The following is a 15078-nucleotide window of genomic DNA, read 5'->3' as shown; positions in this document are numbered from 1 at the left end:
TGGGTACTTCGCTCTGGTCTCAGCGAGGGTCCGTCGTTGCGGAGACGGCGCCATCTCCGGACCGTAGGCGCACCGGGATGCCGGCGCGATCTTGCGGCACCTCGACGGTGCTCGGGCCCGTCGCCGACACGGCGTCCACCGCATAACCGCCCGGGCCCGTGACCAGCGTGACGTCACCGTAGCGGGAGTTCAGGTCGACGGCGGCCCGGGTGTCGGTCACCGTCAGATCGCCGAATTGCGAACTCCCTCGAACGACGGTCCCGTACGGGACGGCGATCTCGTACAGGGCGACGCAGGTGGGGCGGCCGACGGCGAATCTGTCGGGGCAACTCGCGCTGATCGTCAGACCGGACCCGTTGGTGTCGATGCGTTCATCGGGCTTGTCGCCGTCGGTGAACTCGAATGAGCGCCGGATCTCGATGTCGTCGCGGTCGGAGCCGATCACCTGAGCGCTCAGGGCCGCGGTGGTCACACCGAACTGTTTGGCACCCGCATCATCGAAATCGAGTGTGACGGCCGTGGCGCCGCTGTAGCTGTCGTTCCGCTGTTCGTGACTCGTGGAATCGGCAGTGCAGCCGGCGAGCGCCACGGACGAGAGTGCCAGTGCCGCAACGCTGACGGGGAGGCGGAACTTCCGGGGTGCGGTTTCAACGACGGGCATGGCGAATCTCCTGAACGAGTGCGGTGGCGGCGATCAGCGCGGCGCCGACGCCGAAGGACAACAGTGGGGACGGGCCGGCGAGCGACTCATCGGTGCGGAGCGCGCCCATGACGTCGACCGCAGCGACCCCGTTGAGCACGGCGTACCAGATCACCAGGTAGACAGCTTGGAACGCGCGTGCGCTCCGGCCGATCGAACCGATCAGCAGCGCAAGGGCAGGAATCACCGTCGCGCCCGCAACCCACGCGGCGACGCCGGTCGCGTCCGCTGCAAGCAGCATTTTCACGAGCGGACCGACACCCGCGATGACCGCGATGAGCACGCCTGCACCCCACTCGGCGACGAGTCTGATGCGAGACGAGACACCGCACTGCACAAGGGGAGCGACGCCCTGTTCGTAGGTGAGTGTCCCGAGACGTGACCACACCAGCACCGGCAACAACCACGCGAAGAGCAGTGCGGTGCCGACGCGATCAGCGGGGACGACGAGGGCTGCGATCGTCACGATCGCGAGCGTGAGCCACCACCACCGCGACACGCTTCCGAGATGAATGCGCACCTCACCGAGCAGCAACCCCGGGAACGACTGTCCACGCTCGGCCGGCGACAGCGTTCGCGGACTCTGTGCGAACGCCGGTGCAACGGGGGCCGCGGTTGCAGGTGCGGCAGACATATGCGAAGGAGTGCGTTGCCACCGTGCGGGGTCGAACCGGCCGAACCAGAGGGAGGGAAGGACGGCGACGATCGTCGAGGCGGCAATCAACCCCACACTCCCGGCGACGAGAGTCGTGTCGATGTCCATCCCGGACCACGTGAACTGCCCGAGCGCGCCCGACTCCGCGGTGAGCCCGATCGAGATCTCGTCATCCATGCCGGGGTGCTGCGTTGCCAGGTCTGCCTGGAACCCTGCGGTAATTGATCCGTAGACCAGCGGAATCCCGGCGAGGAACATCGACGGATACACGAAGAACCACAGTATGTTTCCCGCACCACCTCGCAGGAACGGGACCGTTTCGAAGACGACGGCGGCTGCTGCGGCCACGGTCAGGACAGGAAGACAGAACAGCACGATCGGAAGCCAGAGCGCCGTCATGTCGAGGCTCGAGGATTCCCCGCGGAGAAGCTGCATCACGGGTGCGATCAGAGCGAGTGCGGCAGCCATCGCCGCGAGCACCGCCACGTTGCTCAGATACTTGCCCAGCAGATACATCGGCATGCGCAACGGGGAGGCGGAAAGCACTTCGCCTACGCCGGTGGAGATGTCGCGCGCGATACTGCTGCGGACGACGTAGAAGCCGAACAGCGGCAACCACAGGCTGCCGATCATGGCGAGCAACATGCCGATGTACGCGCTGTCGTACAGTCCCCGGAACGATCCGACCTTGACCATCGCGTACGTCGCCGATACCGGCGGGACGGCAACATAGCCGAGTGCGACAGCGCCGAGCACCGTCACCAGGAACGCGGGACGCCGCGAACGATCCCGGAAGTCGGCCATCGCGACGGCAGCGACGGCGCCGGTCATCGGGTCACCCCGGCCGGTGCCGTCGGGCTGTGGACCGCGTCGACGTACGCGTCTTCGAGATCGGGCTCGACAGGACGAGCCCCCGACATCGGAGGTGTATGAGCGACCGCACGGACACGCACACCCTGTGCCGTTCGGACCGTGCGGGTAATCGTCGCTCGGTGCCGGATCTCGGCCACGGCATCGACCGGGACCGTCGCTTCCCACACCCGACCGTCCGCGGAACGGAGAAGGTCCTCGGGCGTGCCACGCCGACGGAGTTCGCCGGCGGTGAGGATCGCGATGTCGTCGGCGATCGCTTCGATGTCCGACACGATGTGGGTGGACAGGATGACGATCCGGTCGTTCGCCAGATCCCCGAGCAGGTTGCGGAACCGCATGCGTTCCTCGGGGTCCAGTCCGACCGTCGGTTCGTCGACGACGAGAAGCTCGGGGTCGCCCAGGAGCGCCTGGGCGATACCGACACGCTGGCGCATGCCACCGGAGAACGTCCCCACCGGTCGCGATCTGGCGTCCGTCAGGTTGACGAGCTCGAGCAGCTCGTCGACCCGATCCCTGGCCGACCGCGCAGTCAGACCTTTGACTGCGGCGAGATACCGGAGGAACTCTCCGGCACCGAGATTCGGGTAGACACCGAAATCCTGCGGAAGGTAACCGAGGACGCGTCGGAGCGGCTCCGGCCGAGCGACGACGTCGATACCGTTCCACACGACCGTACCGGTGGTGGGGCGGGTGATCGTGGCGAGAATGCGCATCAGCGACGACTTACCGGCTCCGTTGGGGCCGAGGAGTCCGAGAACCCCGGGCCCGATCCGCAGGCTGACGTCGGTGACGGCCTGTTTCCCCCGATAGGTTTTGGTGACGTTGTTCAGCTCCAGTTGCATGACTTCAGCCGACCATTCGACCGGTGGTGCGGTCACTGGGTCCACACGGTGGATCGAAGGTGGTGCCAGCACCACCTTTCGGCTGCACTCCGCCTCATCCTGAAGCAGCGGCCGCGTCGATAGGCTCACTCGGTGCCCTCCGATGAACCGACCACGGTGCTCACCGCGATCACACGGCGGCACTTCCTGCTGACCGGCTGGCCGTGGCGGTCGCTGGGCCATGTGCTGACCACCGTCCCGGTGGTGTGCGTGGTGGCGTTGCCCTTCGCAGCGTTCTGCGTCCCGTGGCTCGTGCTGGCCGTATGGGCCGTCGACGGCATGTATCCGCAACCGCTCGGCAGAGTGTTGTTCCTCGGTGTCCTCGGCGCAGTGCTGGTGTTCGGGCTCGGCCCGTTGGTGGCGATACCGCTGGCCGCCCTGGAACGAACGCGCCTGCGCCTGGTGAGCCGCGACCGGGCGCCCTCGGCTCATCGTGCCCCTCCGGCAGCGGGCCTGTGGGCGTGGGTGCGCACCCGCTACACCGAGGTCGCGACATGGAGGGAGCTCGGCTACACATTCCTGATGCTCACGCTGGTGCCCGCCGTGTGGCTCTCAGGTGCGGTGATCGTCGGGCTCATCGTGGTGATGGTGGTGAGCCCCCTGATGGTGGGTGCCGGCGACGAGGCAGTGGCGCTCGGTTTCAGCCAGATCACGTCGGTCGACCAGGCCGTCCCGTACGCGATCGCAGGTCTGCTTCTGTTGCCGTCGATCCCGTACGCAATTGCACTGATCGCGGGACTGCACGGTGCGTTCGCCCGATCGTTGTTGTGCGGCGACGACCCGGACGCGCTTCGCGCACGACTTGTGGAGGTGTCCCGGTCCCGGGCCCGCCTGGTCGATTCCTTCGAGGCGGAACGTCGCAGGATCGAGCGGGATCTACACGACGGTGCACAGTCGCTGCTCGTCAACCTCACCTTGCAGTTGGGTATGGCCAAACTCGACCTCCCGCCGGACTCTGCAGCCGCGAAAAGCGTGTCGCAGGCGCATGACCAGGCCAAGCAGTTGATGGCGGAACTGCGGCAACTCATTCGGGGAATCCACCCCAGGGTCCTCACCGACCGTGGCCTGCCCGACGCGTTGCGTGCGTTGACCGAAGACTTCGTGGCCCCGGTCGGCGTCACCGCGGACCTCCCGTCCCGCCCGGCCCCGGATGTCGAGGTCGCGGCGTACTTCGTGGTGGTCGAGGCGCTCAACAACGTCGCCAAACATGCGGATGCGACGGCCGTCGATGTGGCTGTCCGCCGCACCGGGGACCTGCTGGTCGTCGAGGTCGTGGACGACGGCTGCGGCGGTGCGGATCCGCAACGGGGGAGCGGCCTGACCGGCCTGGCCGACCGGGTCGCGGCGATCGACGGCAGAATGCTGCTGTCCAGCCCGCCCGGCGGGCCCACCGTTGTCCGTGTGGAGTTGCCGTGGATCGAGAACTGACTGCCGTGCGAGTGGTCCTTGCCGAGGACGGTGCACTGCTGCGCGAAAGCCTCGCCGCGATGCTCGAACGATTCGGGTTCGAGGTCGTGGCCGCGGTCCCCGATGCCGTGACGTTGGAATCTGCTGTCGCCGAGCATCATCCGGATCTGGTCGTGACCGACGTGCGGATGCCGCCCGGTTTCACCGACGAGGGTCTGCGCGCAGCAGTGACGCTGCGACGAATCTACCCGGGGCTTGCCGTGGTCGCGCTGAGCCAGTATGTCGAGTTGAGTTACGCCGACGAACTCCTGGGCGCGGAAGGCGGGCGGGTCGGTTATCTGTTGAAGGATCGCATCGTCGATGTGGAGGACTTCGCCTCCACCCTGCGCCAAGTGGTTGCCGGCGGCACCGTGATCGACCCGATGGTCGTACAGCAGTTGTTCCGCCGACGGCGGGATCCCTTGGCGCAGTTGTCGCCGCGCGAACGCGAGGTGCTCGCCGCGATCGCAGAGGGGCATTCGAATGCGGCGATCGCCGCGCAGCTGTTCATCACCGAATCGGCGGTGGGCAAACACGTCGGCAACATCTTCAACAAACTGGTGCTGCCACCGACCGACGACACGAACCGTCGGGTGCTGGCCGTGCTTGCGTATCTGCGTCGGGACGAGCTCGACTGAGGCACATCCGATGCCCGAACCGTCCGCGATGTGCATGATGTGCACGGCGCGCGTCTGCGACAGGAACGCATCAACGAGCGTGCCGGTAACCATGCGTCCGCAATCCGGGCGCAGCTGCTCGCGGCCGTGATCGCGGTTCCGGCAACAACGGCGGCACCGGCACTCGCCGCGGTACCCGCGACGGTGAACGCTGCGCAACAAGAGCACCGGTCCACCGTCGCCGCCCGCGCCTTCACCGGCCCCGCTCCCGAACTGCTCACCGATCCGGCCTGGGACGGGACCGCAGTCGCCGGATGGTGACCACCGCTCTTCCCTGTTTCCGATCTGAAACACCCACGTCCGCACCGCTTCTTCCGCCGGCGGCATCCGGAGGCCGACGGGGTGGGAGGACACCCCTGTCGGACAAGTGTCCAGCAGGGTGGGGGTGTCGTCGCCGTCGTGAACGCTCGACTGCCGAACCGATTTTCGGCGCGTTACATCGCTCCGACCTGTGTAAATCTCCCGCTGAGTGGGTCGCCTGATTACTCGACGCCTAGAACAGGTTCCAATTTTGCCGGTTTGTGGTTATCGTCACAGCCAACCGGAAGTAAGCCAGGGAAGGGCGGTTGTCATGAAGACCAAGGGCGCGTTGCTGTGGGGCGTGAACGAGAAGTGGTCGGTCGAGGAGATCGAACTCGGTGATCCGGTCGCCGGCGAGGTGCAGATCCGCATGGAAGCTGCGGGCATGTGCCACTCCGACCACCACATCGTCACCGGTGCGACGCCGATGCCGTCCTACCCGGTCATGGGTGGACACGAGGGCTCCGGCGTCATCACCAAGGTCGGTGCGGGCGTCACGGGCCTCGAGGTCGGCGACCACGTCGTGCTGTCGTTCATCCCGGCCTGCGGTCGCTGTCCGTCCTGTGCCGAGGGCCACTCCAACCTGTGTGATCTCGGCATGGGGCTGCTGCAGGGGCAGGCCATCTCCGACGGCACCTACCGCATCCAGGCCCGCGGGGAGAACGTCATCCCGATGTGCCTGCTCGGCACGTTCTCGCCGTACATGACGGTCCACGAGTCGTCCGTCGTCAAGATCGACAAGGACATCCCGTTCGAGCTCGCGGCCCTCGTCGGCTGCGGTGTCCCGACCGGGTGGGGCTCGGCCACTCATGTCGCCGACATCAAGACCGGGGACTCGGTCGCGATCATCGGTGTCGGTGGCGTCGGCCTGAGTGCCCTGCAGGGTGCGGTCGCGTCCGGTGCCCGCCACGTATTCGCGATCGACCCGGTGCCGTTCAAGCGTGAGCAGGCCCTCAAGTTCGGCGCCACCCACGCCTTCGCCTCGATGGAGGAGGCGATCGTCCCGATCATGGAGATCACGTGGGGCCGCATGTGCCAGACGACGATCATCACCGTCGGTGAGATGCGCGGCGAGTACATCGACCCCGCACTGACGCTCACCGCGAAGAACGGGCGCTGCGTCGTCACCGCGATGGGCCACATGGCCGACATGGACGTCAAGCTCAACTCGTTCCTGTTCGCGATGCTCCAGAAGGACCTGCAGGGCAACATCTTCGGTGGCTGCAACGCCCGCGTCGACATCCCGAACCTGCTCAACCTGTACCGGGCGGGCCTGCTCAACCTCGAGGACATGGTCACCCGCACCTACTCGCTCGAACAGGTCAACGAGGGCTACCAGGACATGCTCGACGGCAAGAACCTGCGCGGCGTCATCCGCTACACCGAAGCCGACTGGTAGATCGACCCGAACGGACCCCGCCTAGTCTGATCGGGTGCAGACTCTCGATCGGATCGGGCAATGGCCGGTGGACAATGCCTCGGCCGCCGTCGTCTACGACGGCGGCCGAGGCATTGCTCGTGCCGGGGACAGTCGGCGGGTGTATCCGCTGGCGTCGGTGACGAAACCGCTGTGCGCCTACGCCGCGCTCGTCGCCGTCGAGGAAGGGGCGATCGATCTCGATCAGCCCGCCGGACCTCCCGGCGCCACGGTGCGACACCTGCTGGCGCACGCGTCGGGCGTCGCCTTCGGTGACCGCGGCGTGCAGACGGCCCCCGGCGTCAAGCGCATCTACTCGAGCGCCGGATTCGAGATCCTCGCCGACCTCATCGCCGACGAGACCGGAATCGTGTTCGCCGACTACCTCGCCGACGCCGTCTTCGTGCCGCTCGGCATGCGCGACGCCGCCCTCGTCGGACCGGCCGGGCACGGCGCGCAGGCAAGTCTCGACGACCTCGCCGCATTCGCCGCCGAACTGCTCCGGCCCACCCTGATCTCACCGCAGACCCACGCCGAGGCCACCCGAGTCCAGTTCCCGGGGCTGGCGGGCCTGCTCCCCGGCTACGGCACGCAACGCCCCAACGACTGGGGTCTCGGCTTCGAGATCCGCGACGGCAAACACCCGCACTGGACCGGCGCCGGCAACTCCCCGGCCACCTACGGGCACTTCGGCCAGTCCGGGACGTTCCTGTGGGTGGATCCGCAGGTGGACGCGGCCTGCATCGTCCTCACCGACCGCGACTTCGGGGACTGGGCGAAACCACTGTGGACCGAGCTCGGCGACGGTGTACTCGACGAACTCCGCCGTCCCTGACCGGCCACTTTCGCTCTACCACTGGCGTAACAGGGGTAACACAGGCACACTGATCATCGGTGTGTTGCAGTGTTGTACATCACACGGCGCGCATCGGTCCGTGCTCCGCACGAGGTCGTTGGGGAAGACGTCCCTCGTCGAAGCCGGAGGTGCTGTAGTGCGTTCGTTGAACCAGTTCGCGGATGTGACGACCGGAGTGATCTACGTCCACTCGTCGCCCGCGGCCCTGTGCCCGCACATCGACTGGGCGCTGACGTCGATCCTCGGCGCCCGCCCCGGTTGGCGCTGGTCTGCGCAACCGGCCGCCGGTGGCACACTGCGAGCAACACTCGACTGGGAGGACGCTGTCGGTACCGGCGCCCGGATCGCCGAAGCCCTGCGGGCCTGGCCGCTGCTGTACTTCGAGGTCACCGAGGACGCCAGCACCGGTGTCGACGGCGAACGCTTCAGTCACGCCCCCGGGCTGGGCATGTGGCGGGGGAACACGAGCGCCAACGGCGACGTCGTCGTGGGGGAGATGCGGTTGCGTGCGCTCCTCGCGCGGGGCACCGACAGCGTCACGGCAGCCCTCGAACACGCACTCGGCACTGCATGGGACGACGTCCTCGAACCGTTGCGCTGCGGCAGCGGAGCCGCCGTGACCTGGCTGCGCCGCGACGTCGGCTGAACGGCCCCCGGCGCCGGGGGCCGGACCCTCGGGGCCGGGAGCCGGGGATCAGACCATCAGCTTCGCCCGAAGCGTCTCGAGTGTCGCGTCGGACAGGCCGAGCCCGTCGGTGAGGTAGCGGTCGACGCTCCCGAACTGGGCGTCGATCGCATCGAAGCCGGCGGTGAGGAACTCGGGGGAGACGCCCATCAGGACCCGCATCGCCGCACCGGCCTGCTCGCCCTTCGCGGCCGTGACTGCGGCGGCCTTCGCATCGATCGACGCCTTCGAGTACTCGTTCGTCGACAGGTAGTTCTCCATCACGGTGTCCCGGTCGACCCCGGCGATCGTCAGGAGCATCGCACTCGTCCAGCCCGCCCGATCCTTACCGGCGGTGCAGTGGAACAACTGCGGGCCGTCGGTGGCCGCCATCTCCGTCAGCAACGCACCGAATCGGTCGCGCATCGCCGGATTCGTCACGAACTGCCGGTTGGCGTCGACGAGCACTGCCGCAGCACTCTCGGGTGTGGACAGATCGACGGACGCGGCGACCGCACCACTGGAGGTGTCCCCCACGATATCGACGTTCGTGTACTCGGCGCCGGCCGGAACCCGATCCGGGTCCTTCTCGATCTCCGCGGTGGTCCGCAGATCGAATACCCGGGCGATACCGAGCGTGTCCAGCACGGCGGCGTCCGCATCATCGGTGGTCAGCGCATTGGACCGGTAGAACACGCCCGCACGGACGCGATGTCCGTCGGCCGTGGTGTAGCCGCCGTCCGGTCCGGCGAGATCGCGGAAGTTGTCGATCGAGGCGAGCCGGGGCGTGGGTGCGGCCGCGTATGCCGTCGTCGTGGCGGACACCGCCGGAGTGTCCGGGACGTCGGCCGTCGACCGGCTGCATCCGGTGAGGACGACGGTCAGGGCGGCAGCGACACCGACGACGGCGAGGCGAGGGTTCACGAAAACTCCTTCGAGCGATCACAACGGGGTCAGGGGATCGTGGACGAAGGAACTGACGGAAACGTGTCGGGGCGGTGAACGGACGAGGGCTCACTCCACCGGGCGGTGGAGTGAGCCCTCGGGGTCCGGAGAACAGGGACCGTTACAGCGGAATGTTCTTGTGCCGTCCGCGATTCGCGGGCGCTGCCGCGAGGGCGGCGGTGATGACGCTGCGGGTCTTCGCCGGATCGATCGTCTCGTCGACGACACCGATCGAGATGGCCCGTCCGACACCACCGGCGATGGCCTCGTGCTCGGCGGCGAGCTGCTCGTGCAGGGCCTCGCGCTCCTCCTCCGGGGCGGCCGCGAGAGTCCGCTTGTGGAGGATGCCGACGGCAGCCTTGGCGCCCATGACCGCGACCTCCGAGTCGGGCCACGCGTACACGGCGGTGGCACCGAGCGCCCGCGAGTTCATCGCGATGTAGGCGCCGCCGTAGATCTTGCGGGTCACGAGCGTGACGCGGGGGACCGTGGCCTCGGCGAACGCGTGCAGCAGCTTCGCGCCGCGGCGGACGACACCCTCCCACTCCATGCTGACACCCGGCAGGTAGCCGGGAACGTCGACGATGACGACCAGCGGAATACCGAACGCGTCGCACAGGCGCACGAACCGGGCCGACTTCTCGGCGCTCTCCGAGTTGAGGCAGCCACCCAGACGCAGCGGATTGTTGGCGATGACACCGACGGTGCGGCCACCGAGACGGCCCAACCCGGTCACGATGCTGCGGGCCCAGCCGGCCTGGAACTCTTCGAAGCTCGACTCGCCCTCGACGTTGTCGAGGAACTCGTGGACGATCGGGCGGACGTCGTAGGCGCGCTTGGCCGACGCGGGCATCAGGGCCCGCAGATCGGTGTCGCCGTGCTCGGCGGCGGCCTGATCGAACGTGCCCTGCTCGCTGAACATCGACACCAGGCGGCGGGCGCGGTGGTAGGCGTCGTCCTCGTCGCGGGCGATGACGTGCGCGACACCGGACTTCTTGCCGTGCGTATCGGGGCCACCGAGGGTGGCCATGTCGACCTGCTCACCGGTGACGGACTTGACCACGTCGGGGCCGGTGACGAACACGCGCCCCTCGGGCGCCATGATCACGACGTCGGTGAGGGCGGGACCGTAGGCGGCGCCGCCGGCGGCGAACCCGAGGACGACGGAGATCTGGGGGACGAGACCGGAGGCGCGGACCATGGCCTCGAAGACCAGTCCGACGGCGTGCAGGGCCTCGACGCCCTCGGCGAGCCGGGCGCCGCCGGAATGCCACAGGCCGACGACCGGGGCTTCCTCGGCGATGGCGGTGTCGATGGCGGTGACGATGTGCTTGCAGCCGTCGACGCCCATCGCGCCGCCCATGACGGTGGCGTCGGAGCAGTAGGCGACGGTGCGGACACCGTCGATCTCGCCGGTGGCGGCGAGGACACCGGACTTGTCACGCTCGTGCAGCAGGGTGACGGTGCCGGCGTCGAACAGATTCGCGAGCCGGGTGAGCGGATCACGCGGATCGCTGGTTGCTTCGGAAGGCGTCGCGGGAGCCGTGACGGTCATCGTGTTCTCCTTGAACGAGGGCCCGCGCGGGGCGAGATTTCGGGGTGGGGACTCCGGGTGCGGAGCCCCCACCCGACGATCGAATGGGTCGGGCCGGTTATGCGCGACCGAAGGCGAGCGCGACGTTGTGCCCACCGAAACCGAACGAATTGTTGATCGCGAAATCGATGTCGCCGTAACGGGGTTGACCCTTCACGACGTCCAGATCGATCTCCGGATCCTGATTGTCGAGATTGAGCGTGGGGGGAATGACACCCTCACGCACACTCAGGACCGTGAGCACAGCCTCGAGGGCGCCGACGGCACCGATCGAGTGGCCCAGTGCCGACTTCGGCGCATACACCGCGGGATGCGTACCGACCGCGGCCTTGATGGCTGCGGCCTCGGCGAGGTCGCCGATCGGGGTCGCCGTCGCATGCGCGTTGATGTGCTTGATGTCGGACTTGGTGAGACCTGCGGTCTCGATGGCCCGGGTCATGGCGCGCCCCGCCCCGGTCCCCTCCGGGTCTGGCGCCACGATGTGGAAACCGTCCGAGGTGATCCCGGCGCCCAGCAGGCGGGCGTGGATCGTCGCCCCACGCGCCTTGGCATGCTCCTCGGTTTCGAGAACCATGAGGGCACCGGCCTCACCGAAGACGAATCCGTCCCGGTCCTTGTCGAAGGGGCGCGAGGCCGCCTTCGGGTCGTCGTTGCGGGTACTGAGCGCGCGCATCATGGCGAAGCTCGCGATCGGAATGGCGCCGATGTTTCCTTCGACGCCGCCCGTGACGACGATGTCCGCGTCGCCCAACGCGATCATGCGGTACGCATGCGCGATGGCCTCCGACCCGGACGAACACGCCGATACCGGCGTGATGACACCGGCGCGGGCGCCGAGCTCGAGTCCCACGGTGGCCGACGGACCGTTCGGCATCACCATCTGGACCGCGAACGGCGACACCTTGCGGTAACCGCCCTCCTCGAGCTTCTTCGACGCGTCGATGAGAGCCTCACCGCCGCCGATTCCGGTGCCGATGACAACCCCGAGACGATCCTTGTCGACCTCGGGGTTGCCGGCGTTCTGCCAGACCTGCCGACCCATCACGAGAGCGAGTCGCTCCACGAAACTCATCCGGCGGATCTCGACCCGGCTCAGTGCGTCGTCGAACGGGACCTTCAATTGGCCACCGAAACGCACCGGCAGATCGAACTCCTCGACGAACGAGCCGTGGAGAACGTCGATACCGCTCTCGCCGGCCAGCAGGCCCTTCCACGTGCCATCCACATCTCCAGCGACCGACGTCGTGGCCGCGAGGCCGGTGACGACGATGTTGGGAATCCTCCCTCGGGTAGAAGCGGAAGTCACGGGTGGCCTACTCGTTGTCGTTCTTCGCGGCGTCGAGCTTGGCCTTGGCAGCTTCGGCGGCGTCGCCGCCCTCGGCCTCGAGCTTCTGGATGTAGGAGACCGCATCGCCGACGGTGCGCAGCCCGGCCAGGTCCTCGTCCGGGATCTTCACGCCGTACTTGTCCTCGGTCTGCACCGCGATCTCGACCATCGACAGCGAGTCGATGTCCAGGTCGTCGACGAACGACTTGTCGATCGTCACCTCGGACGGCTCGATGCCGGTGACCTCTTCGATGATCTCGGCGAGGCCGGAGATGATGTCTTCCTGGTTGGTTGCCACTGGGTGGTTCCCCTTCTTCCTTCTCAGATGAATTCCGTCAGTGCGGAAAGATGGTCGGATTCCTTGAGCGCGACGGTCGGTGTGCCGCGCATCTCGCGCTTGGCGATCCCGATCAGGGTGCCGGCGGGAGGGAGCTCCGCGATTGCCGTGACCTGTGCGTCCCGCAGGCTCGCGGTACACAGGTCCCAGCGCACAGGTCGGGTCACCTGTGCGGCCAGCTTGGACAGGGCGTCCGCGCCGGAGGTCACCGGCGCGCCGTCCGAGTTGGAGAGTAGCGGTCGGATCGGATTCCGGGGCGTGATCCGGGACGCGGCCTCGGCGACCGCGTCCTGGGCCGGTGCCATGAACCGGGTGTGGAATGCCCCCGCCACCGGAAGCGCCCGCACGCGGGCCTTCTCCGGTGGGGCCGCGGCGAGCTGCTCGAGCGCGTCGAGCCGTCCGGCCGCGACGATCTGACCGGCCGCGTTGCGGTTGGCCGGGGTGAGATCGAGCTCCTCGAGCCGGGCGAGGACGGCATCCTCGTCGCCCCCGAGGACCGCGGACATACCGGTGGGTTCGAGCGCACACGCCTTCGCCATCTCACTGCCGCGGATCGCGGCGAGCCGCACCGCGTCGTCGGCCGAGAGGACCCCGGCCACGGCTGCGGCCGCGAGTTCACCGACCGAATGGCCGGCGACGATGGTGTCGGCGGGGACGAGTCCCCGGCGCTCGAGCTCCTCGTAGGCGAGGAGAGCGGACGCCACCACGAGCGGCTGGGTCACGGCGGTGTCCGTGATCTCCTCGGCCGTGGCGGTGGTGCCCAGACGCACGAGGTCGAGGCCGGCGGCCTTCGACCACAGTGCGACGCGATCGTGTGCGCCCGGCAGGTCCAGCCAGGGGCTGAGCATGCCGGGAGTTTGTGAGCCCTGACCCGGGGCGAGCAACGAAATCACGCCCTCCAGGGAACACCGTCGCCGCCCGTGCCGGAGATGTTGTCACTCATGAAACCTGGACACGTGTTTTGTAGGTTTTCTACAAAATTCCACGTCGGAGGACGGCATCGAAGTCGGGCACCTCCGCGTTACGGTTCAATGTTCCGAAATGCGAATTTAGTTACAGATGTGTCGGAAGTCGGTCTTTGAACGTGCGTTTGGGCAAGTCGGCTGACGGTCGCTGCGACGCGCAACACATACGCGTCGCGCGGGTCGGTCGGATCACGTCCGGTGATTTCCGAAATTCGCTTCAGCCGGTACCGGACCGTATTTGGATGAACAAACAGCTGACGAGCGCACGACTCGATGGCCCCGCCGGAGTCCAGATACGTGTCGAGGGTCTCGGCGAGAGCCGTGCCGGACAGCGACAGCGGACGAATCAAGCGTTCGTTCAGGGCCTCGACGGCGGCAGCGTCCCCGAGCAGGGCCCGCTCGGGTAGCAGATCCACCGCGAACACCGGGCGCGGCGCGCCCCGCCACCCCGCGACGGCGTCCATCCCCGCCAGCGCCTCCACCGCGCTCGAGTGCGCCGCACGCAGGCTCGGTGTCGTCGGCCCGATCACGACCGGTCCGTCGGAGAAACTCGCCGTCAGCTCGGTCATGAACTCGTGGGCCTGCCTACTGCCGACGAGTTCGCCGCTGACCACCAGCACCAGTCGCTCGCCCTGGACCACCGCCAGCGCCGCCCGATCGTGCCGGCGCGCCGTCGTGTGCACGGTGCCGATCACCGCGACGCTCTCCTCGGGTGGGGGAGTGCCGACGATCACCGTCGCGGGAGCCGCCGCGTTCCAGTTCAGTGTGGCGGCCCGGGACTGCAGATCGGTGCCGGTGTCGCCGCGCACCACGGCGTCGACGACCAGTGCCTCGAGCCGGGTGTCCCACGCGCCGCGGGACTCGGCGGCACTCGCGTACACCGCCGCCGCCGCGAACCCCAGCTCGCGGCCGTACCGCAGGATGGACTCGGTCAGGGCCACGAGCTGGCGGTCGTTGCGGGCGAGCGCGGGCAACCGCTGCTCGAAGAACTCCATCGCCACCCGCACCATGTCGACGGTCTGCCGCAACGTCAGCCGGCGCGCCAGATCCTGCGGGATCACCTGGAACGCGTCGATGCTGAACCGGATGTCGGCATCCGAATCGGTCAGCCATTCGAGGAAGCTCACCACCGACCGCTGCACGATCATCTGCACGCTGGCCCGCTGCTCGGCATCGAGGTCGGCGAAGAACGGCAACTCGTCCTGCATCGAGGCGATCGCCTCGGTGGACAGCCGACCCGAGAACTGCTTGACCCGGCGCAGCAGGGCATCGGGCAGTGAGTCCCGGCTCGGACGCCCCGAGACGTTCGGGGGCGGCGGCTGATAGCGCATCCGCCGGGGAGCGGGCGCCGGCGTGGAGGTCGGAGCGGGCGCCGGGCCGGGCGTCGGATCCGGGGGATCCGGCTGTTCGGTGGACATGGAGAGGAACATACGCCGCAGAC

The 15078-nt window shown here is 68.0% G+C and carries 15 protein-coding genes; 6 read left to right on the top strand and 9 right to left on the bottom strand.

Annotation, left to right across the window (positions count from 1 at the left end):
• Window positions 1–19 precede the first annotated feature (19 nt).
• Genes Q5696_RS13190 through Q5696_RS13180 form a run of 3 tightly spaced genes read right to left on the bottom strand, consistent with a single transcriptional unit; the run spans window position 20 to window position 3070 of the window.
• A complete protein-coding gene (locus tag Q5696_RS13190; RefSeq protein WP_305091793.1) occupies window positions 20–661 on the bottom strand; it encodes a hypothetical protein in 642 nt (213 codons plus the stop codon).
• The gene (locus Q5696_RS13185) at window positions 648–2186 is read right to left on the bottom strand and encodes a hypothetical protein (protein ID WP_305091792.1); all 1539 of its coding nucleotides are present in this window, start codon (window positions 2184–2186) and stop codon (window positions 648–650) included. The genes Q5696_RS13190 and Q5696_RS13185 overlap by 14 nt, the downstream gene beginning before the upstream one ends.
• Window positions 2183–3070 carry an ABC transporter ATP-binding protein gene (locus tag Q5696_RS13180; protein WP_305091791.1) on the bottom strand — a complete coding sequence of 296 codons (888 nt, stop codon included), beginning with the start codon at window positions 3068–3070 and terminating at the stop codon, window positions 2183–2185. Before Q5696_RS13180 ends, Q5696_RS13185 begins: the two co-directional genes overlap by 4 nt.
• 132 nt (window positions 3071–3202) lie before the next feature.
• Between Q5696_RS13180 and Q5696_RS13175 the strand changes: the two genes are divergently transcribed.
• The 6 genes from Q5696_RS13175 to Q5696_RS13150 all read left to right on the top strand — a co-directional run bounded on the left by Q5696_RS13175 (window position 3203) and on the right by Q5696_RS13150 (window position 8451).
• On the top strand, window positions 3203–4537 hold the full coding sequence (locus Q5696_RS13175; protein ID WP_305091790.1) for a sensor histidine kinase: 1335 nt from the start codon (window positions 3203–3205) through the stop codon (window positions 4535–4537).
• An 11-nt stretch (window positions 4538–4548) separates the two neighbouring features.
• Window positions 4549–5193, top strand: coding sequence for a response regulator transcription factor (locus tag Q5696_RS13170; RefSeq protein ID WP_514131070.1), 645 nt, complete (start codon window positions 4549–4551; stop codon window positions 5191–5193).
• 30 nt (window positions 5194–5223) lie between these two features.
• Window positions 5224–5493 carry a hypothetical protein gene (locus Q5696_RS13165; protein ID WP_305091789.1) on the top strand — a complete coding sequence of 90 codons (270 nt, stop codon included), beginning with the start codon at window positions 5224–5226 and terminating at the stop codon, window positions 5491–5493.
• Window positions 5494–5803: 310 nt separating this feature from the next.
• Entirely contained in the window at window positions 5804–6931 is a 1128-nt protein-coding gene (locus Q5696_RS13160; protein ID WP_305091788.1) for an NDMA-dependent alcohol dehydrogenase, read from the top strand.
• 34 nt (window positions 6932–6965) lie between these two features.
• On the top strand, window positions 6966–7784 hold the full coding sequence (locus Q5696_RS13155) for a serine hydrolase domain-containing protein (protein ID WP_305091787.1): 819 nt from the start codon (window positions 6966–6968) through the stop codon (window positions 7782–7784).
• A gap of 157 nt (window positions 7785–7941) precedes the next feature.
• Entirely contained in the window at window positions 7942–8451 is a 510-nt protein-coding gene (locus Q5696_RS13150; RefSeq protein WP_305091786.1) for a DUF3145 domain-containing protein, read from the top strand.
• 48 nt (window positions 8452–8499) lie between these two features.
• Here the strand turns inward: Q5696_RS13150 and Q5696_RS13145 are convergent, their stop codons facing one another.
• The 6 genes from Q5696_RS13145 to Q5696_RS13120 all read right to left on the bottom strand — a co-directional run bounded on the left by Q5696_RS13145 (window position 8500) and on the right by Q5696_RS13120 (window position 15055).
• Window positions 8500–9393 (bottom strand): tyrosine-protein phosphatase, encoded by an 894-nt coding sequence (locus Q5696_RS13145; protein WP_305091785.1) that lies wholly within the window; start codon window positions 9391–9393, stop codon window positions 8500–8502.
• Window positions 9394–9535: 142 nt separating this feature from the next.
• Window positions 9536–10969, bottom strand: a complete 1434-nt coding sequence (locus tag Q5696_RS13140) for an acyl-CoA carboxylase subunit beta (RefSeq protein ID WP_305091784.1) — start codon at window positions 10967–10969, stop codon at window positions 9536–9538.
• Between the two features lie 97 nt (window positions 10970–11066).
• Window positions 11067–12314 carry a KasA/KasB family beta-ketoacyl-ACP synthase gene (locus tag Q5696_RS13135; RefSeq protein WP_305091783.1) on the bottom strand — a complete coding sequence of 416 codons (1248 nt, stop codon included), beginning with the start codon at window positions 12312–12314 and terminating at the stop codon, window positions 11067–11069.
• Window positions 12315–12321: 7 nt separating this feature from the next.
• The gene (gene acpM / locus Q5696_RS13130; RefSeq protein WP_305091782.1) at window positions 12322–12633 is read right to left on the bottom strand and encodes a meromycolate extension acyl carrier protein AcpM; all 312 of its coding nucleotides are present in this window, start codon (window positions 12631–12633) and stop codon (window positions 12322–12324) included.
• A gap of 23 nt (window positions 12634–12656) precedes the next feature.
• Complete coding sequence (locus Q5696_RS13125; RefSeq protein ID WP_305091781.1) at window positions 12657–13565, bottom strand: ACP S-malonyltransferase; 909 nt, start codon at window positions 13563–13565, stop codon at window positions 12657–12659.
• A 128-nt stretch (window positions 13566–13693) separates the two neighbouring features.
• Complete coding sequence (locus Q5696_RS13120) at window positions 13694–15055, bottom strand: PucR family transcriptional regulator (protein WP_370654786.1); 1362 nt, start codon at window positions 15053–15055, stop codon at window positions 13694–13696.
• Between the last annotated feature and the right edge of the window lie 23 nt (window positions 15056–15078).

This window comes from Prescottella sp. R16, assembly GCF_030656875.1.
Lineage (GTDB): Bacteria > Actinomycetota > Actinomycetes > Mycobacteriales > Mycobacteriaceae > Prescottella.
The sequence above is the reverse complement of the archived record's forward strand: the minus strand, read 5'-3'. Positions and strand labels throughout refer to the sequence as shown.